Source organism: Pseudomonas sp. R3-56, assembly GCF_051132075.1.
GTDB lineage: Bacteria > Pseudomonadota > Gammaproteobacteria > Pseudomonadales > Pseudomonadaceae > Aquipseudomonas.
The window spans coordinates 5,784,530-5,802,764 of record NZ_CP071657.1; the positions used below are offsets into that span (position 1 = coordinate 5,784,530).

An 18,235-nucleotide genomic window follows, 5' to 3' on the forward strand; every position below is an offset into this window, starting at 1 on the left:
TAAGCGACGGTAATAGTTAATATTTTTTGATAACTTGCTTGACGCCCCCCTGAAAAACCCGTTTAATGCGCCCCGTTGCCCAGATAGCTCAGTCGGTAGAGCAGGGGATTGAAAATCCCCGTGTCGGCGGTTCGATTCCGTCTCTGGGCACCAAATACCGAAAACCCCGATCAAGAAATTGATCGGGGTTTTTTATTGTCCGGGATTTCCTTCCTGCATCCTGTCGACTCAGCTACATTCGTCCGCTCCCCTCCTCCTGCATGCGAGTCGACATGGATATCACCGGCATCCCCTTCGGCACCACCGACTGGTCCACCATCGAACCCACCGAACACAAAGGCATTACCGGAACCGCGTACTGGCGCACGCAGCATTTCGGCAGCGTTCGGGTACGGATGGTGGAATACACGGCCGGCTACCTGGCCGACCATTGGTGCACCAAGGGCCATATCCTGCTTTGTCTCAAAGGCGAGCTGAACACCGAACTCGAAGACGGCCGGCAATTCCTGCTCAAGCCCGGCATGAGCTACCAGGTGGCCGACCAGGCCGAGCCTCATCGCTCCTCCACTCCATCAGGGGCGACGCTGTTCGTGGTGGATTGAGATTCGAAGCGTTCGCGTCGAAGCTGTAGGATAGATGGCCTTATTCATCAGGAATCCGACCATGTCATCGGCGAACAAACAGCAAAAACGCAGCCAGCGCGCCAAGGAGAAAGCCAAGAAGAATCGCATCCAGCGTGCCGCTGCGCCGAACGACTTCCTGGACCCGAACGACGAGCGCATCGACCTGGAAACCGTGGACCTGTCGGACCTGTTCCGCATCATGAGCGCCGCCGAGAAGGTCAGCCAGAAAGCCATGCTCGAAGCATTCCTGGGCCATCCACTGCTGGCGCTCGTGCTGGAACAGGAAGGTGAAGAAGAAGCGACCGACTTCATCATCACCGCCTTGATCGAATACCGTCGCCTGACCACGGGCGTCGATGAGCAGACTGCCCTGGATTGGGTGGAAAGCAAGCAATTCCAGGCTGATTATGTGGCCGCATCCCAGGCGCTGACGCAAGGCCAAGGCTGACTTCAGTCAGCGACTGACGATGGATCATACGCTGGTGGGACGGCTCCTACAGACCAAGCTCCACCAGCGTGGGCTGCGTCATACCGTCCTGCATCAATCAGCTATTTTTCCTCCAAAGCAATCAGCTCCGTCTGACATCATCGAAGCTTTCATGGGAGCATTCTTCTGGTCCGCCCCTTCCAATGGCTGGACACTTCGATGAAGCCGATACTGCCCCAAGACGATCCACAGCTCGCGCCCTTGATCAACGAACTAGGCGAGCTGATTCGCCAGGCACGCCAGAAGGTGTTGCGTGCCGTTGACACTCTCCAGGTACAGACCTGCTGGCAGATCGGCCGGCACATCATCGAGTTCGAGCAAGGAGGCGCCGAACGCGCGGCTTATGGCGCAAGGTTGCTAGCCTCGTTGGCGAAGGTGCTGACGGGGCGGTTTGGGAAAGGGTTTGATGAACGTAACCTGCGGCATATGCGGGATTTTTATCTGAAGTTTTCAATTTGGAACGCAGTGCGTACCGAATTGAGCTGGACCCATTACCGCACGCTTCTGCGGGTAGTACACGACAACACTCGACATTGGTACATGAACGAAGCCGCCACCCAGAACTGGTCCACCCGCGCCTTGGAGCGCCAGATCGGCACGTTCTATTACGAACGCCTCCTGGCAAGCCGCGATCGACCTGCGGTAGAGCAGGAAGCAGCAACCCATCTGGAGCAACTTGCGTTCGGGCCCAGGGATATTGTCAGGGATCCGGTAGTCCTTGAGTTTCTTGGAATGCCAAACACCGGCAGGCTGCTGGAAACCGATCTTGAGCAAGCCCTGATCAACCAGCTGCAGGGCTTCCTGCTCGAACTGGGTAAAGGCTTCGCCTTCATCGCCCGCCAGCAGCGCATCAGCACCGATAGCAAGGATTTCTACCTCGACCTGGTTTTCTACAACTATCTGCTCAAATGCTTTGTGATCGTCGATCTCAAGCGAGGCGAGCTGAGCCACCAGGACATCGGCCAGATGGATATGTATGTGCGACTCTACGATGAGCTCAGGCGCGGCCCTGATGATAAACCCACCGTCGGCATCATTCTTTGTGCACAAAAAGACGAGTCGGTGGTGCGTTATTCCGTGTTGCAAGGCCATGAACAGCTGTTCGCCAGCCAGTATCAACTGGTGCTCCCCACCGAAGAAGAACTGCGCAAGGCGCTGGATTGCGAACGGGCGCGACTTGAGGAGTCGCCCCTCGAACGCAGCGACTTGAAGAAATGAAAGCCGACATCCAGGAGCGCATAAGCAAAAAACCCATGTAACATTGATGCGTTTTTTTTCAGCAACGCTCCAGTCAACGAGCTTCATTCTGCATGTCACCGGCCGCAACCCACCCCTCTTTGATCCAGGCATTGCGGACTGAAACCGCCGAGTTGCATGTCGCCTTGGAAAAACGCCTGCCATTTTTTTCGGAATGGCTGGACCTGGATCTATACCGACGCCTGATGGCGGCCTATTACGGTTTTTACCAGCCATTGGAGGAACGGCTTCAGGTATTGGCATTGATTCCGTCCGGGCTGGACCAATCCCTGCGCATCAAGCTTCCGGTATTGCGGGCCGATCTTACGGCGCTGGGCATGGATGCAGCCGCTATTGAAGCGTTGCCCGTTTGCCAGCAACTGCCGCAGATCGACTCCCGCGCGGCCGCCCTCGGGGTTTCCTACGTGCTGGAAGGGGCGACCCTCGGCGGACAGATTCTGCGACGCAGGGTGGCGGAGCAGCTTGGCCTGGATGCCTCCAGTGGCGCTGCCTTTCTCAACGTGTATGGTGAACTCACCGGCCGCCGCTGGAAGGACTTCCTCCAATACCTGGACGACAGGAACCTTGGCGAACCCCAGACGCTCGAAGTCACACGTGCCGCCAAGGCGACGTTTACTCATTTTGAACACTGGCTGGACAGCCAAAAGGTACTGCTATGAACCCGGAAAACCAGGAAGCCTTCGAAGAACTGCTGGCTAATTGCGCAGACGAACCAATTCGCTTCCCCGGTGCCATCCAACCTCATGGCGTGCTGCTGATGCTGTCCGAGCCCGACTTTCTGATCCGTCAGGTCAGCGCCAACGTATTGCAGCTGATGGGACAAGATCCCAACAGATTGCTGGACCAGACGCTTGATGCACTGGTGGGACTGGAGCAGGCGCAAGCCATCCTAATTGCCTGTCACGCGGCCCCGGGAAGCGACAACGCGCCCGTAGCCATTGTCGTGAACCAGCAGCGTTTTGACGCCTTGGTGCATCGCCATCAGGGCGCCCTGATCATCGAGCTGGAACAACACCTGAGCGACTATCGCCCCGAAGGCGTCAGCGGCGAGGCCAACCTGGGCCGCATGCTCCAGCGCCTGCAAAGCGCAAAAGACCTTCAGACGCTGTACGAAATCAGCGTGCGGGAAATCCAGGCCATGACCGGCTACGACCGCGTGCTGATCTATCGCTTTGAGGAAGAAGGCCACGGGCAGGTCATCGCCGAAGCCAGCGCGCCATCGATGGAGCTTTACAAGGGACTGTTTTTTCCAGCCTCGGATATTCCCGAGCAGGCCCGTGAGCTGTATCGCACCAACTGGTTGCGCATCATCCCCAACGCCGACTATATGCCGATACCCGTGGTGCCCGAGCTGCGTCCCGATACCCAGGCGCCACTGGATCTGAGTTTTTCGACGCTGCGCAGCGTCTCGCCGATCCACCGTCAATACATGAAGAACATGGGCGTGCTGTCGTCGATGAGCATCTCGTTGATGAAAGGCGAACAGCTGTGGGGCTTGATCAGCTGCGGCAATCGCCAGCCGCTGCTCGTGCCCCATGAAATGCGCATGGCCTGCCAGACCATCGGCCAGATCCTGTCACTGCAGATCAGCGCCATGGAAACCCTTGAGCTGACTCGGCAACGGGACGCCAAGCTGGAGGACCTACAGGCGCTTGCCGCCGCCATGGCCGAATCCAGCGAAAACGTCTTCGATGGCCTGTGCCGCGAGCCACAACGCCTGATGGACCTCACCGGGGCCAGCGGCGTTGCGATCTTCGAGGACAACAAACTGCATCGCCACGGTCAGTGCCCCGAACCGGAGCAAATCCGCGAATTGCACAAGTGGATATTGGCAACAGGTCAGCCGGTTTTCTCTCACCATAACCTGGGCAGCGTTTTCGCCCCGGCCAGGGCTTTTCAGGATGTAGCGAGCGGGGTGCTGGCGATTCATCTGCCCAAGCCTGTGGAAAACGGCGTGCTGTGGTTCCGTCCCGAAGTGAAGCAAACCATCAATTGGAGCGGCGACCCGCAAAAACCCCTCGACCTGGAAGACAGCGAGACCGGATTACGCCTGCGGCCGCGCACCTCGTTTGAAATCTGGAAAGTCGAGATGGACGGTATCAGCGCCAAGTGGAGCCATGGCGACTTGTTCGCCGCCAACGACCTGCGCCGCTCGGCCCTGGAAAATGATCTGGCCCGACAGGTGCGCAAGGAGCGCCAGGCGGTGCAAACACGCGATGAACTGGTGGCAGTCGTGTCCCATGATTTGCGCAACCCGATGACGGTCATTTCCATGCTCTGCGGCATGATGCAAAAGGCCTTCAGCTCCGACGGCTCACACAGCTCGAAGCGAATTGCCTCGGCCATCGACACCATGCAACAAGCCGCCAGTCGCATGAATGCACTGCTGGAAGACCTGCTCGACACCTCGCGCATCGACGCCGGGCGCTACACTATCAACCCTCAGCCGATGGACGTCAGCCAGATCTTCGAAGACGCCTGTTCGCTACTGACGCCGCTGGCCTCCGCCAAGGCAATCGATATTTCTTTCCATGCCGAGCCCAACCTCAAGATCAACGCAGATCCCGAACGGCTGTTCCAGGTGCTGTCCAACCTGATCGGCAATGCCATCAAATTCACGCCGCAGCAAGGGACCGTGGGCATCAGCGCGATGTCGGTGGGCGATGAGATCGTGTTCAGCGTCCGCGATACCGGCGAAGGCATCGCCCCCGAACAGTTGCCGCATGTTTTTGACCGCTACTGGACCACCAAGGAAGGCAACCCGAATGGCACCGGACTTGGGTTGTATATATCCAAGGGGATTGTCCAGGCTCATGGCGGTAAACTGCACGCCGAAAGCCAGCCAGGCCAGGGCAGTGAATTCCGCTTTACCGTGCCGAAAATCGACTGAGCCGGGCACCGCCCCCTAACGAATTGGAAACCGAAGCCCAATGGCCTCACTGAACAAACAGCAGAAACGCGCCAAGCGTGCCAAAGACAAAGCCAAGCAGATCCGCATGACCGGGCGAAAATCCATCCCGATGTATGGCGATCCGGCCCATGCAACCGCCCAGCCACCGGTTTACGTACAGGAGTTGTTCGTCAAGCTGCGCGACGCCGAGGCCGTCAGCCGCAGCGAAATGCTCGACACATTGCTGGCAAACGTCAGCGAAATGATCATCGAGCGCCCGGGCCTGCTGGATCTGAAGAACGCCGAAAACGAGAGCATGGCCGCCACCAACCTGGCTGCCGACATGCTGGTGGACTACCGCATGTGGGTCGACGACATGGACCGCGAGGCGGCCCAGCGCTGGCTCAGCACGCCGGAGTTCATCAAGGACTTCAGCGAGGCGCTGGACCGTTATCGCCAGTCGATGGAAGGGCCCGCCGGCGAATAAGCGGGCAGGCTACTCGCTGCTGTTCCAGTGGAACACCAGCTTGCGCGCGGCTCCGCTGCCCAAATCGGCGGTGTCGCGGCGTTCCTCCCCGTTGCGCGTCGCCACCACGCTGTACTTGCCCGGCGGCAATTGCACATACACCAGCGGGCCCGCATCGCTGAGCGTCAGTAATGTTTGTCCTGATGCGTTCAGCACAGTCACGTCCACATCCGGAACGTATTTGTTCTCCGGGCCGATCGCAAAAGTCATGTGCAGGTTGTACCCCTGGGCCTGCCCGATGGCCCGGGCTTCGTCTTCGCCGATGCCGCCGGACAGATAAGTAATGCCGTTCTGCTGCATGGGTTGGATCTGGACGCCTGTGTTGTCGATGGGCGCGAGGTTGGTGGCGTTGAGGGCGAGAGGGAATAGCAGGACGCTGATGGTAACGAAAGGCAACAAAGAACATTGTAGGGATCTCATGATGGAACCTCCCGATCTCTGGAAAAGACCCAATTGTAGTTTCGGGTGTGACTACTGATCCTTCATATATGTTTAGATCGATTGGAATTTGCTCATACTGCGGTTCGGAATAGAGGCAGCCAGGAACATTGCCATGACAAATAGCGTTAAACATCAGCAAGGCTGGGACAGATGGTTCGATACTGATGCCGCAACCGCAGACTTCATGGCAGAACGCGAGCAACCCAAAGCCGCCAAAGATAAGCAAACAAATTTTCCTGTGAACAATAAACAGGTACAACACGAACGCTCATCCGGTTAACCCTTCCCACCCCCGCCCAAAGCTGGCACCATCGCGCCTTTTTTTACGCGACTCCCCCAGGCAATTCGCTGACAGGCAGGTTCAAACAGCCGTTCGGTTGTTGACGGCGCGACAGTCTGCTGCGCCGATGCGACAAGCTGCCGCAAGTCGCCGGTTTACCGCGCGTAGCGCTGTTGGCGGCCATCCGGACGCATGCTAGCTTGGCCGCCTCGCCAGGAAGGCTGCCGACAGCAAGGGAGCACATATCATGAGGAACGCACATGGCCCAGGCCACGCCCGCGCTTGAAATCCGCAACCTGCACAAACGCTACGGCCAGCTGGAGGTGCTCAAGGGCGTCTCGCTGACCGCTCGCGACGGCGACGTGATCTCGATCCTCGGCTCTTCCGGATCCGGCAAGTCCACGTTCCTGCGTTGTATCAACCTGCTGGAGAACCCCAACCAGGGCCAGATCCTGGTGGCTGGCGAAGAGCTCAAGCTCAAGGCGGCGAAAAACGGCGAACTGGTAGCCGCCGACGGCAAACAGATCAATCGCATACGCAGCGAGATCGGTTTTGTCTTCCAGAACTTCAACCTCTGGCCGCACATGAGCGTGCTCGACAACATCATCGAGGCTCCGCGCCGGGTGCTCGGCCAGAGCAAGGCCGAAGCCGTCGATATCGCCGAAGCCCTGCTGGCCAAGGTCGGCATCGCCGACAAGCGCCACGCCTACCCGGCCGAACTGTCCGGCGGCCAGCAGCAACGCGCCGCCATTGCCCGCACGCTGGCAATGCAGCCCAAGGTGATTCTGTTCGACGAACCCACCTCTGCCCTTGACCCGGAAATGGTCCAGGAAGTACTTAGTGTGATCCGCGCCCTGGCCGAAGAAGGCCGCACCATGCTGCTGGTTACCCACGAAATGGGCTTTGCCCGCCAGGTTTCCAGCGAAGTGGTATTTCTTCATCAGGGCCTGGTCGAAGAACAAGGAACGCCACAGCAGGTTTTCGAAAGCCCGCTTTCGGCGCGCTGCAAACAATTCATGTCCAGCAACCGCTAACGGAGCAGTACCTATGCAGACCTACAGGAAAATCCTCTTGGCCGCTGCGGCCAGCCTGGTCCTTTCGGCCAACGCCATGGCGGACGGCAAACTGAAAATGGGCATCGAAGCAGCCTACCCTCCGTTCAATAACAAGGACGCCAGCGGCCAGGTCGTGGGTTTCGACAAAGACATCGGCGACGCCCTGTGCGCCAAGATGAAAGTCGAGTGCGAAGTGGTCACTTCCGACTGGGACGGGATCATTCCGGCCTTGATGGCGAAGAAGTTCGATTTCCTGATCTCTTCGCTTTCGATCAATGAAGAGCGCAAGCAAGCGGTGGATTTCACCGACCCGTACTACACCAACAAACTGCAATTCATCGCGCCGAAAAACGTCGATTTCAAAATCGATAAAGAGTCTCTTCAGGGTAAGGTCATCGGGACACAGCGCTCCACGCTCGCCGGCACCTGGATGGAAGAAAACATGGAAGGTGTCGAAGTGAAACTGTATGACACCCAGGAAAACGCCTACCTGGACCTCACCTCCGGTCGTCTCGACGGGATCCTGGCAGACAAATACGCGAACTACGACTGGCTGAAAACCGACGCTGGCCGGGCTTACGAATTCAAAGGTGACGCGGTGGTAGAGGGCGACAAAATCGCCATCGCCGTGCGCAAGGGTGACAATGAATTGCGCAACAAGCTGAACGCCGCATTAAAAGAGATCGTTGCCGACGGCACCTATAAAAAGATCAACGACAAGTACTTCCCGTTCAGCATCTATTGATCCTGACGTGCCTGACCGGCGCCGTTGTTGTACGGCGCCGGTCCTTAGCAAAGCCTGCCGCGATATGAACGCATACCCATGATGATCGATCTCTACGGATTCGGCCCGGCGCTAGCCGCCGGCGCGCTGATGACCGTCCAGTTGGCCCTTTCTGCCTTATGCCTGGGGCTGGTACTCGGCCTGCTCGGTGCCCTGGCCAAGACCTCGTCATACAAGCCGTTGCAATGGCTTGGTGGCACTTATTCAACGCTGGTTCGCGGCATCCCGGAATTGCTCTGGGTGCTGTTGATCTATTTCGGCACCGTTAACCTGATGCGCGCCTTGGGTGAGTACTTCGGCAATCCCGACCTTGCTCTCAACGCCTTCGCCGCCGGCGTCATCGCACTCGGCCTGTGCTTTGGCGCCTACGCTACTGAAGTGTTTCGCGGCGCAATCCTGGCGATCCCCAAGGGCCACCGTGAAGCCGGCGTCGCTTTGGGCCTGTCGAAATGGCGGATCTTTACCCGATTGATCATGCCGCAGATGTGGCGCATCGCCCTGCCCGGCCTGGGCAACCTGTTCATGATCCTGATGAAGGACACCGCGCTGGTCTCGGTGATCGGCCTGGAAGAAATCATGCGACACGCGCAAATCGGCGTAACCATTTCCAAACAGCCGTTCACCTTCTATATGGTCGCCGCGCTCATGTACCTGGGGCTGACAGTACTCGCCATGATCGGCATGCACCTGCTTGAACGGCGCGCGGCCCGTGGTTTCGCCAGGAGCACGCAATGAACTGGGAAGTCATCATCAAGTGGCTGCCGAAACTGGCCCAGGGCGCGACGTTGACCCTGGAGCTGGTGGCCATCGCCGTGATCGCCGGCCTGTTGCTGGCAATACCGCTGGGCATCGCCCGTTCATCACGCCTTTGGTACGTGCGGGCGTTGCCCTACGCCTACATCTTCTTTTTCCGCGGTACGCCGTTGCTGGTTCAGCTGTTCCTGGTCTATTACGGCCTGGCGCAGTTCGATGCCGTGCGCAGCAGCGCCTTGTGGCCTTATCTGCGGGACCCGTTCTGGTGCGCCACCGCTACCATGACCCTGCACACCGCCGCCTACATCGCCGAGATCCTGCGCGGCGCGATCCAGGCCATTCCCCGTGGCGAAATTGAAGCCGCGCGGGCCCTGGGCATGTCTCGCCCCAAGGCATTGCTTTACATCATGCTGCCCCGCGCCGCGCGCATCGGCCTGCCGGCCTACAGCAACGAAGTGATCCTGATGCTCAAGGCCAGTGCCCTGGCGAGCACCGTGACCCTGCTGGAACTCACCGGCATGGCCCGTACGATCATCGCCCGGACCTACCTGCCGGTAGAAATCTTCTTCGCGGCCGGCATGTTCTACCTGCTGATGTCCTTCGTCCTGGTACAAGGCTTCAAGCAACTGGAACGCTGGTTGCGCGTCGATGCCTGCCAAGGGCGCTGAGAGCGAGGTGTTGACGGGCGAAGCGTTGCTCGCCCGTTTCATGGCCCTAGATGCTTTTCTCACAGAGCACCAGGCGCTATGGAAGCCCCGCCCTTTCACTCATCTGCAGCTACCTTGGGAAACTTCCCACCCCGAACTGGCCCAATGGCTACGCCAGCGTTCGCTGCAAGCTGCGGAAAACGACCATCATCAGCCGTGGTTGATTGAAGACGCGCCCGCGCCGTTCCCGGAACTGGCCGCTATCGCCCGCGCATTGAGCACGGTCGCCGAGCTGCCCGCCAGCCTGCTGAAAGCGCCAACTCATCGCCTCAACGTCGACGTACCCGGGCGCAAATGGCAGCAGATCGAAGCCTTCGCCAGCCGCCTGAACTTCACCACCAAACCGACCCGCTGGCTCGACTGGTGCGCCGGCAAAGGCCACCTGGGTCGACGGCTACTGCACGACGATCAGCAACTGACCTGCCTGGAATACGACCCCATGCTGGTCGCCGCCGGCCAGCAACTGAGCAAGCACCACAACCTGCCCGCCCTTCACTTGCAGCAAGATGTAATGGCGACGGACGCGGCCCAGACGATCCAACCGGGACACACCCCGGTAGCCCTCCACGCCTGCGGCGACTTGCATGTGCGGCTCATGCACCTGGCGAGTGCCGCCGGCTGCGCACAAATGGCTATCGCACCGTGCTGCTACAACCGCATCAGCACGGCGCAGTATCAACCGCTGTCCGATGCGGCCAGCCAATCCAGCCTGCAACTGTCGCTGGACGACCTCGGCCTGCCACTGAGCGAAACCGTCACCGCCGGCGCGCGCGTCCGACGACAACGGGACAAATCCATGGCCCGACGCCTGGCCTTCGACCTGCTGCAAAGGCAAATCCGCCGCAGCGACGACTACCTGCCCACACCGTCATTACCCAGCGCCTGGCTGGAAAAACCGTTCGCCCACTACTGCACCGACCTGGCGACCCTGAAGAATTTATCCACAGTCGGTTCCCCCGATTGGGAGCAACTGGAGGCTGCGGGTTATCAACGCCTGGCCGAGGTGCGCAACCTGGAACTGGTGCGAGGCCTTTTCCGACGGCCGTTAGAGCTTTGGCTGGTGCTGGACCGGGCACTTTTCCTCAGCCAAAAGGGTTACGAAGTGCGTCTTGGCATCTTCTGCGAAGCACCTCTTACGCCAAGAAATCTATTACTGCTGGCAGAGCGTCATCCACACGCGAAAGCCTGTGGATAACTCTGTTGATGAAATAAGCGTGGATCCAAGTAAGTCGTGATTTTCTGAGCGCCTCCAAGCTGTTCATTTTTTGTTCATATGGATAAAAAACCACGAAAACAGGGATTTGCGGGCAAACGAGAAAAGTGTCACAAAAAGGAAAGATTCCGTTCGGCGCTTCCTTCCCATTGTGCATAAGCGCCAAAACAAACCGACATAACGGTTGGTTTTAACGCCGTCAGGGCAGCATTTTCGCTGGCCGTGCGTCGATTGATGCCCGCACGCAAGCTCCGCCGCACCGCCGAGCCACGGCCTGCGTAAAAATAGTCAGAATTCAGGGGTTTACAGAACCCGCCCAATCGCTATAATCGTCGCCCACACGCCGGTATAGCTCAGTTGGTAGAGCAACTGACTTGTAATCAGTAGGTCCCGGGTTCGACTCCTGGTGCCGGCACCATACAAGGTTCCAGAGAAGGCTTTCAAAATCTCTGAACCCCCCGAAAAACCCGCCTTCTGGCGGGTTTTTTCGTTTTAGCGTTCCATCGGTTTCCGTCAGAAACTGGTGGATTCCAACCGTTTTAAGGGTAGAGTTTGGGATACAGGTCACTTCGATAAAAGGGAGTACCCTTATGTCGCGCACCACAGCTCCGCTCTCCGACGCAGCTTGCCGCTTGGCAAAACCTACAGACCGCGCCTACAAGCTTTTCGACGGCGATGGCCTCTATCTCCTAGTCCAACCCAATGGCCGCAAAGGCTGGCGGCTCCGTTACGTCAAACCTGACGGACGCGAAGGACTGACCTCGTTCGGCAACTACCCCGTCATTGGCCTCGCCGATGCGCGCCGCAAGCGCTTGGAAGTTAAGCGAATGCTGGCGGATGGCGTTGATCCCATAGAGACCAAGCACCAAGCCAAGGCGGAAGCCGTAATCAAAGGCAGAACCTTTGAAAGCGTTGCCCTCGACTGGCATACGGAAATGTCGGCCAAGTGGGCACCAGGCCATTCCAAGACAGTGATGAGCCGCCTCAAAACCCACGTGTTCCCGCTGATCGGCGCCCGCGCCATTGTCGACCTCGATACCCATGACCTCATGCAGCCCTTGGAAGCGATCAAGAAGCGCGGAACGATAGACGTAGCTTTAAGGGTACAAAACTACCTGCAGAGCATCATGCGCGAGGCAAAACGCCTCCGGCTTATCACCGCCAACCCTGCTTACGACCTCGAAGGCTTGATCAAAGCCCCGCGGGTGGTACATCGCCCCGCTCTACCCTTATCGCGACTGCCGGAACTACAGGAGCAGATCGACACCTATAAAGGCCGCGCACTTACTCGGCTGACGGTCATGCTGTCGCTGCATGTGTTTGTACGATCCAGCGAGCTGCGTTTCGCACGCTGGAGCGAGTTCGACCTCAAGCGCGGCACCTGGGAGATACCGGACACTCGACCCGCGTTGGAGGGAGTACCCTTTTCCACAAGGGGTACGAAGATGGCAGGGGATATCCATTTAGTACCCTTATCGCCGCAAGCAGTGGCGCTACTCGAAAAAATCCATGCACTCACAGGCAAATTCGCATTGGTCTTCGCAGGGGATGCCAAACCCTGGAAGCCCATGTCCGAAAATACCGTGAACAACGCGCTTCGGACGATGGGATACGACACCAAAACCGATATCTGCGGGCATGGGTTTCGTTCGATGGCCTGCAGCGCACTGATCGAGTCAGGACTGTGGTCCGAGACAGCCATTGAAAGGCAGATGAGCCACAAGGAACGCAACAGCGTCCGCGCCGCCTACATCCACAAGGCAGAGTTCATCGAGGAGCGCAGGCTGATCATGAACTGGTGGAGTCGGTATCTGGAGGCCAACCGGCAGGAGCATGTCACTCCGCACGAATTCGCGAACCAGATTGGAGATAACGTTACTCGGATAAAGGCGAAGCCTGGCATTGGCGCAGAGAGGAGAAATTGATATGGATATCTCAACCGCACAAAGCATCAAGCTCGCCATTGTGTCGGCAACCGGACTGTCAAAAGACGCGCTGCATATCTATTTGGGCATGGCGGTCTATTTAACGTTGATCGTTGGCACCCGACGATTCAGGCCATACCTTGGCTGGCTGGTTGTTTTCATCATTGCGTGTGCTGGCGAGTGGGTAGATCGGCGAGACGATATTGGAAGCTTCGGATACTGGCGTTGGCAGGCAAGCGCTCACGACGTTCTCAACACATTATTTTGGCCGACGGTGCTAACACTGCTTTGGCTTTTAAAGTGCCGCAGTAAAGTAAGCGTACATCCGTAAGACTCTCGCAATCTGCTCTGCCACGCGGGTCCATCCAAACGGGGCTGCAAAGCCGCCCTGCTTGGATGGACCTCACTTAAAAAATCCAAAGCCCACACAACTCTCTGTGGAAAACCACTGATTTCCACCGGTGGATAATTTCATCCACAGCCGCAGAACTCCCGAAAATTCGAGCCTTGACCCGAATTATCCACAGGCGTAGAAAAGATCGGGCAAAGCGCTGTCGTTGACAGCATCCAGGTAGCCAGAACCTTTAAGGCTACGCCACACCGTGGTGGTTCTCCCAAAGTGCGATTAGCGTCCGGCGGCTCGCACGGTCACAGCGATGTGATGGATGCCTACTTTTACAAGTGTGCCCACTGCGGCAACTCATCCCCTTTCATAGCTGCCCTGCAGCAACCTATCCGCTTGGCCATTTCCTTGCGCCAACCTGCGCCCGTCTCTTTCTTCCGGAAAGAGACGGGCGCTCCTACCGCTGCTGCAGCCCAACTCGTACAAGGCTTTGCGGCATTTCCCCTCGCGACAATCGGCGTGACAAACACCGAAGTCACCAGCAACAGCGATGCAGATGATGGTGCCGCAGCCCAGGGAATGGACTGCACCTGACTGACAGTCAGGCATGCCCCGGTCATCGCATTGCTGCGTTCACCCGACTCAGGATCTCGCGGCACTGGTCTCGTCAGCCAATGCAGCCTCCACCCGCCCACCGGTAACGGTGCTCAGGAGGCCAGATCATGAGAAGCCCTTGCTCCTGGTCGTAAAGAGCCGCCAGTCCCGCGTTAAAGGACATCCCCACAGGTCGCAGGGGCCTTGATCCCTGATAACACTCAGCATTCTTGGCGGGATGACGTGGGGCGAGGATTGGAGAATGGTAGATGAGGTGAATGACATGCCATTGGTGGGTAGACGCGATGGCCGCAATTTCGGCTACGGCAGGCAACTGAGCTATGCAGGGCCGCAGGCGCTGAGAGACATGTTCGGCGGCGGTCATTACGGCACGGTGAAGGCACACTGTGATCGGTGGCAGGCCTTCGTGAAGTGGTGCCGCTCCGAACAGGGGCCCGGTATCAATGATGCGCGGCAGATTGATCGGAAGGTATTGGCGGACTATGCAACGTATCTGCGCGATGCGGTTAGGCGCTGTGACCTTGCTGTCAGCACCGCACAAAACCGCCTATCCAGCGTTAACAGGACTATGGCAGCGCTTCGCGGTGATCAGTACGTGACATTGCCCAGCCCGAGCAAGGCGCTGGGTATGCAGCGCACCGGGGTTCGACATTCAGTGCCTCAGGGCCAAGACCGCGATCATGTTAAGCAGATAGTCGATGCGCTTCGCAGCCAACATCAGCTACGGGCCGCCGTGATTGTTCTGTTAGCGCGAGCCACTGGCATGCGCTTGCGTGAGGCCATATTGGCTGACCTGCCACGGTTATGTCGTGAGGCTAGCGACCAAGGCAGGATCAACATCCAGGATGGCACCAAAGGCGGCCGCACCGGTGCCTCAGCGCCACGGTGGATTGCGGTGGACGACCATGTTCGAGGTGTCCTTGGGTTTGCACGGCAGGTGTCGTCTGCAGGTAGCCGCAACCTAATTGCACCACACGAAAGCTATCTGAATGTCCTGCAAGAAGTCGTCCGCCCAGCGCGGGACGTCCTGCATGCACACAAGCTCAAAGGCTTCCATGAGCTACGAGCGGCTTACGCATGTGAGCGCTATGAGCAAATCACCCAACACCGAGCCCCCATCAAGGGCGGTCAATGCTACCGGTTAGATCAGCACCTTGATCGCGAGGCCCGAAGGCAAATCAGCTATGAATTGGGGCACGGGCGGATCGATGTGCTTTCAGCCTACATTGGAGGACGGGCATGAGCAGGTCCTTCGATATGGAACTCTTTTTAGCTGGCGTGCTGACCGGATCGCACACGACACGGCGACGCCATTTGCACCAGGCGAAAGTCATGCAAGCTGAAATTGCGAGGCGCTGGCAGCGAGAAACGCCGTGGGCCTGGCATAGAAAGCATGTGGTATGGTTCCTCAAGGACTGCATTGGCCACCGCAACGAGGCTACGCGGTATTACTACGTGCTAACGGCCAGGTTGCTTGCTCTGCGCCTAGGAACGTCGTGGCTTTTCAAGCTTTGAGCGAGACCTGACCTCAGCAACCACCGGCTGCGTATAGCAAACGTCCGAATTGATCTACGATACTAAGGTCGATCAGGGTATCTCAAGCTATGTTTCTGACTCTCAAAAGGTAAAAAAGGTTGATTACAATGGAGCGTCCTGCTTTCATGGCATTTTGCCATCCAGCCATGGAAAGGAACTCCAATTGAGAAACCGTAACAGTGTCCTTACACAAACTCAGAGAAACGAACTCGTAGTTGAAAATTTCATATATCACATTTTAAAATCGAGCGAGGCCGAGCCTGAGTATCTTGATGAGGTAGTTCTTTCAAGCGAATCCCAACGGCAATTTTTCAAAAAGATAATTGCTGAAACCGGTCAAGGCACTCAGTATACGTTTGTCGACAAAGCGACATCTCATCTTGTCGCTTCTTGTGAAGCCATCATTCAAAATCCCGATGACAGTTTTATTGATCACTCCAAGGAAATTGCTAGACTCTTTTTGAGCCAGCATACCGGTCAAACTGCAGACGGCGTACTGATTGTCGCACGAGTCACAATTATAAATGGACTCGAACGCCAATCATTAATAGCACTTATAAAATTAGACTACTCAACAGTCCTAAGACAGCAGAGGGATTCTGAACAGTCAACAAAAGTTCGTCTTGAAGAAATCATAGAAGCGCTTTCGGAACAGGTCGCCGCCGTTCAGAAAAAAGCTCTAATTCAACTTGGAGAAAATTTTTCGTGGGACGTACTTGCTATAGAGAGAAAAAAATCAGGCGCAGTTCTGGATACCGAAGACGCAATCACCGACTACTTTAAACGTTTTCTTGGCGTGCAACTAAGAAAGAACGATTCCGCAATAACTAAACAAGTAGTTGTAGAATGCCACAGATGGGCAAAATCTTACGATGGCAGTTTAGATGGAAAAACCCCAGCAGACATTCGCCACTCAGTAATCACGTTGCTTGATGCATTTTCGGATGGGGAACTATCTTATACTGAACTTAGGGATCGCGTCTGCTGTCACTCTGACAATGCTCAGGCTGAAAGAATGTCAGCCAGCTTCGACGCACACATGGACGAAGTAGGTCTTGGTGGTGTAGTTTTTTCACCTAAAGCTGGATCCATTCCAAACAAGGATAGGAAAGGCGAATGGCTCACAGATGCTGGAATTAAAATCATCTGGCAGGGCGAGAGAAATCCTAATATTCTGGATAAAAAGAAACAGGCTGATGGATCATTCATAATCACCATCAAGGCTAGCACTATCGAAGAGAGAGATTAGAGATGCCTCTTGACCTTGATCTGACTTGTGATTTACTCACACGCCTTGGAAAGCGCGAGGGTTCAACGTACTCCGAGAACACGTTCGCTGCGACCTGCTCCGGCAGCATGAACGATCATGTTCGTAAAGATCTAGCATCATTAGCTAAGCTGGTCAACGGTTCAAACTTAGAGTCTATTCGGTTAAAACTTGAGGGATTTGATGAATCATGGGACGAAGTAGACTTCTCATCCTCACAACTTTGTGAATGGTCAATAACGGTTACCGACAAGAAGAAGCTACTAGAGGCCGCATCGGCAATAAGCATAGATTTAGATGCAATGCTATTCCTCAGCTTAGACTATTTTTTAAAAATTTGGCTTCCAGACGTATCGGGCATGATTGGCGGCGATCTTGACACCGCATTTAAAACAGAGCGTCCTCTAAAAATATTTCTTCATGGGTTAAAAGCACCATTCGGCGGACCGAAGGTGGCCATAATCCCAACTAGGAGCTACGAGGAGCCTCTACCTATTGAATGGCTGGCCTCTACAAAACTTCCTCAACTAGATAAAATATTGAAACAAGTTCACTTTGTAACTGGCAGTGCCGTGATGGTATCTCCCGAAAAGTTCTTCTTGACTTGGGGCGAAAAAAACCCAGAGATATCATTATATTTTGACAGGGCCTTTGCCACCTATGCTTTAATTTCGCTATCTCAAGAATTTTATGGCTGGGATAAAATTGTCTTAAAAGGTAAACGAAAGCTTGAGATTCCAGCGATCGACAAGCAGCCAGGCAATATAACAAATAATGAGATAGACGCATTAACTAAGTGCGTAGAGTGGTGCTATGCCGAAAGCGACGAAGAAACAAGAATTTTATTAGTTGTAGACAGGCTAAGCTTAGACATAAAGGATGGCGAATCGCTAACCAAGGCTATCCACTTAATTGCACCGTCCTTTATCGAAGCAAAGTCAAGATATAAGTATGTTGTTCTTGATAGAAAAAAAGACTACACAAAAGAACTTTCTGACATACAAAAAGACTTGTCTGGCGTGGTAGACAAATTTGTGACTGCAAGCAATCAGTTTGTTGGTAGTCTATTAACCGACGTACTGGCTCTGGCGTTTGTATTAACTGCCGGAGTAGTGTCGCGAAGATTCATTGCGGAAGATGCTCTCAGAAGCCCTGAAGCCGTGATCTTGTTCAGATCCTTTGCTGTGTATTTAGCTGTAGCTGTATCTCTGAGAATCTGGGGCGCCATTGCAGTAAGCTTAATATCCACAAAACTCTTCACTGACTGGAAGAGCATTGTCAGATCGCATATGTCGGCTAATGAACTCCAAGCAATGATCGACAACTCATTATTTCCAGTAAAAGTTAATTTTTGGGCCTCATGCATCGTCATCGTAGCAATTTATGTAGTTATGGCTCTGGCTTGCTGGAACGCTGAGCTTACTCTTAGCTTATTTGGCGTCTTAGAGCGAAGTTAGTACTTCTCGCATTACTACAAGGCACTCTCGCGGAGCAAAGCTATGCTACTTCACAAATATTATTTCTCCCACTAAT

19 protein-coding genes and 2 tRNA genes are annotated in these 18,235 nt (G+C 55.9%); 20 read left to right on the top strand and 1 reads right to left on the bottom strand.

Features of this window, described 5'->3' with window-relative positions:
- The first annotated feature begins 77 nt into the window (after window positions 1-77).
- From J3P96_RS26205 to J3P96_RS26235, 7 genes are all read left to right on the top strand, one after another.
- Window positions 78-153, top strand: a tRNA-Phe gene (locus tag J3P96_RS26205).
- Between the two features lie 119 nt (window positions 154-272).
- On the top strand, window positions 273-602 hold the full coding sequence (locus J3P96_RS26210) for a DHCW motif cupin fold protein (protein ID WP_434570261.1): 330 nt from the start codon (window positions 273-275) through the stop codon (window positions 600-602).
- A gap of 61 nt (window positions 603-663) precedes the next feature.
- The gene (locus J3P96_RS26215; protein WP_434654047.1) at window positions 664-1,071 is read left to right on the top strand and encodes a hypothetical protein; all 408 of its coding nucleotides are present in this window, start codon (window positions 664-666) and stop codon (window positions 1,069-1,071) included.
- Window positions 1,072-1,269: 198 nt separating this feature from the next.
- Window positions 1,270-2,328 carry a PDDEXK nuclease domain-containing protein gene (locus tag J3P96_RS26220; protein ID WP_434654050.1) on the top strand — a complete coding sequence of 353 codons (1,059 nt, stop codon included), beginning with the start codon at window positions 1,270-1,272 and terminating at the stop codon, window positions 2,326-2,328.
- Between the two features lie 92 nt (window positions 2,329-2,420).
- Window positions 2,421-3,026 (top strand): biliverdin-producing heme oxygenase, encoded by a 606-nt coding sequence (locus tag J3P96_RS26225; RefSeq protein WP_434654052.1) that lies wholly within the window; start codon window positions 2,421-2,423, stop codon window positions 3,024-3,026.
- Window positions 3,023-5,257: an ATP-binding protein gene (locus J3P96_RS26230; protein ID WP_434654055.1), complete on the top strand. Its 2,235-nt coding sequence runs from the start codon at window positions 3,023-3,025 to the stop codon at window positions 5,255-5,257. Before J3P96_RS26225 ends, J3P96_RS26230 begins: the two co-directional genes overlap by 4 nt.
- Before the next feature lie 40 nt (window positions 5,258-5,297).
- Window positions 5,298-5,744, top strand: a complete 447-nt coding sequence (locus J3P96_RS26235) for a hypothetical protein (RefSeq protein WP_434654057.1) — start codon at window positions 5,298-5,300, stop codon at window positions 5,742-5,744.
- A gap of 9 nt (window positions 5,745-5,753) precedes the next feature.
- On the opposite strand, the gene J3P96_RS26240 is transcribed toward J3P96_RS26235, so the two are convergent.
- Entirely contained in the window at window positions 5,754-6,203 is a 450-nt protein-coding gene (locus tag J3P96_RS26240) for a carboxypeptidase regulatory-like domain-containing protein (RefSeq protein WP_434654059.1), read from the bottom strand.
- A gap of 133 nt (window positions 6,204-6,336) precedes the next feature.
- On the opposite strand from J3P96_RS26240, the gene J3P96_RS26245 reads away from it, so the two are divergent.
- The 13 genes from J3P96_RS26245 (at window position 6,337) to J3P96_RS26305 (ending at window position 18,159) form a co-directional block, all read left to right on the top strand.
- On the top strand, window positions 6,337-6,504 hold the full coding sequence (locus J3P96_RS26245) for a hypothetical protein (RefSeq protein ID WP_434654061.1): 168 nt from the start codon (window positions 6,337-6,339) through the stop codon (window positions 6,502-6,504).
- 260 nt (window positions 6,505-6,764) lie between these two features.
- Window positions 6,765-7,538: an ABC transporter ATP-binding protein gene (locus tag J3P96_RS26250; protein WP_434570273.1), complete on the top strand. Its 774-nt coding sequence runs from the start codon at window positions 6,765-6,767 to the stop codon at window positions 7,536-7,538.
- Window positions 7,539-7,551: 13 nt separating this feature from the next.
- The gene (locus tag J3P96_RS26255; protein ID WP_434654064.1) at window positions 7,552-8,304 is read left to right on the top strand and encodes an ABC transporter substrate-binding protein; all 753 of its coding nucleotides are present in this window, start codon (window positions 7,552-7,554) and stop codon (window positions 8,302-8,304) included.
- A gap of 78 nt (window positions 8,305-8,382) precedes the next feature.
- Window positions 8,383-9,078, top strand: coding sequence for an ABC transporter permease (locus J3P96_RS26260; protein WP_434654067.1), 696 nt, complete (start codon window positions 8,383-8,385; stop codon window positions 9,076-9,078).
- Window positions 9,075-9,764: an ABC transporter permease gene (locus J3P96_RS26265; protein WP_434570279.1), complete on the top strand. Its 690-nt coding sequence runs from the start codon at window positions 9,075-9,077 to the stop codon at window positions 9,762-9,764. Before J3P96_RS26260 ends, J3P96_RS26265 begins: the two co-directional genes overlap by 4 nt.
- The gene (locus J3P96_RS26270; RefSeq protein ID WP_434654070.1) at window positions 9,745-10,998 is read left to right on the top strand and encodes a methyltransferase; all 1,254 of its coding nucleotides are present in this window, start codon (window positions 9,745-9,747) and stop codon (window positions 10,996-10,998) included. Before J3P96_RS26265 ends, J3P96_RS26270 begins: the two co-directional genes overlap by 20 nt.
- 360 nt (window positions 10,999-11,358) lie before the next feature.
- Window positions 11,359-11,434 (top strand) — tRNA-Thr (locus J3P96_RS26275).
- A gap of 172 nt (window positions 11,435-11,606) precedes the next feature.
- A complete protein-coding gene (locus J3P96_RS26280) occupies window positions 11,607-12,941 on the top strand; it encodes a tyrosine-type recombinase/integrase (RefSeq protein WP_434654072.1) in 1,335 nt (444 codons plus the stop codon).
- A 1-nt stretch (window position 12,942) separates the two neighbouring features.
- Window positions 12,943-13,272, top strand: coding sequence for a hypothetical protein (locus J3P96_RS26285; protein ID WP_038445259.1), 330 nt, complete (start codon window positions 12,943-12,945; stop codon window positions 13,270-13,272).
- Window positions 13,273-14,161: 889 nt separating this feature from the next.
- Entirely contained in the window at window positions 14,162-15,142 is a 981-nt protein-coding gene (locus J3P96_RS26290; RefSeq protein ID WP_434658339.1) for an integrase domain-containing protein, read from the top strand.
- Window positions 15,139-15,414, top strand: coding sequence for a hypothetical protein (locus tag J3P96_RS26295; RefSeq protein ID WP_434654075.1), 276 nt, complete (start codon window positions 15,139-15,141; stop codon window positions 15,412-15,414). The genes J3P96_RS26290 and J3P96_RS26295 overlap by 4 nt, the downstream gene beginning before the upstream one ends.
- A 184-nt stretch (window positions 15,415-15,598) precedes the next feature.
- A complete protein-coding gene (locus J3P96_RS26300; protein WP_070087139.1) occupies window positions 15,599-16,684 on the top strand; it encodes a nucleoid-associated protein in 1,086 nt (361 codons plus the stop codon).
- A 2-nt stretch (window positions 16,685-16,686) separates the two neighbouring features.
- Complete coding sequence (locus tag J3P96_RS26305; RefSeq protein WP_434654077.1) at window positions 16,687-18,159, top strand: hypothetical protein; 1,473 nt, start codon at window positions 16,687-16,689, stop codon at window positions 18,157-18,159.
- The last annotated feature ends 76 nt before the right edge of the window (window positions 18,160-18,235 follow it).

Bases quoted from the DNA above. Each gene is read 5' to 3' on its own strand.
- J3P96_RS26210 (WP_434570261.1), top strand. From the start codon at position 273: ATGGATATCACCGGCATCCCCTTCGGCACCACCGACTGGTCCACCATC.
- J3P96_RS26215 (WP_434654047.1), top strand. From the start codon at position 664: ATGTCATCGGCGAACAAACAGCAAAAACGCAGCCAGCGCGCCAAGGAG.
- J3P96_RS26220 (WP_434654050.1), top strand. From the start codon at position 1,270: ATGAAGCCGATACTGCCCCAAGACGATCCACAGCTCGCGCCCTTGATC.
- J3P96_RS26225 (WP_434654052.1), top strand. From the start codon at position 2,421: ATGTCACCGGCCGCAACCCACCCCTCTTTGATCCAGGCATTGCGGACT.
- J3P96_RS26230 (WP_434654055.1), top strand. From the start codon at position 3,023: ATGAACCCGGAAAACCAGGAAGCCTTCGAAGAACTGCTGGCTAATTGC.
- J3P96_RS26235 (WP_434654057.1), top strand. From the start codon at position 5,298: ATGGCCTCACTGAACAAACAGCAGAAACGCGCCAAGCGTGCCAAAGAC.
- J3P96_RS26240 (WP_434654059.1), bottom strand. From the start codon at position 6,203: ATGAGATCCCTACAATGTTCTTTGTTGCCTTTCGTTACCATCAGCGTC.
- J3P96_RS26245 (WP_434654061.1), top strand. From the start codon at position 6,337: ATGACAAATAGCGTTAAACATCAGCAAGGCTGGGACAGATGGTTCGAT.
- J3P96_RS26250 (WP_434570273.1), top strand. From the start codon at position 6,765: ATGGCCCAGGCCACGCCCGCGCTTGAAATCCGCAACCTGCACAAACGC.
- J3P96_RS26255 (WP_434654064.1), top strand. From the start codon at position 7,552: ATGCAGACCTACAGGAAAATCCTCTTGGCCGCTGCGGCCAGCCTGGTC.
- J3P96_RS26260 (WP_434654067.1), top strand. From the start codon at position 8,383: ATGATGATCGATCTCTACGGATTCGGCCCGGCGCTAGCCGCCGGCGCG.
- J3P96_RS26265 (WP_434570279.1), top strand. From the start codon at position 9,075: ATGAACTGGGAAGTCATCATCAAGTGGCTGCCGAAACTGGCCCAGGGC.
- J3P96_RS26270 (WP_434654070.1), top strand. From the start codon at position 9,745: ATGCCTGCCAAGGGCGCTGAGAGCGAGGTGTTGACGGGCGAAGCGTTG.
- J3P96_RS26280 (WP_434654072.1), top strand. From the start codon at position 11,607: ATGTCGCGCACCACAGCTCCGCTCTCCGACGCAGCTTGCCGCTTGGCA.
- J3P96_RS26285 (WP_038445259.1), top strand. From the start codon at position 12,943: ATGGATATCTCAACCGCACAAAGCATCAAGCTCGCCATTGTGTCGGCA.
- J3P96_RS26290 (WP_434658339.1), top strand. From the start codon at position 14,162: ATGCCATTGGTGGGTAGACGCGATGGCCGCAATTTCGGCTACGGCAGG.
- J3P96_RS26295 (WP_434654075.1), top strand. From the start codon at position 15,139: ATGAGCAGGTCCTTCGATATGGAACTCTTTTTAGCTGGCGTGCTGACC.
- J3P96_RS26305 (WP_434654077.1), top strand. From the start codon at position 16,687: ATGCCTCTTGACCTTGATCTGACTTGTGATTTACTCACACGCCTTGGA.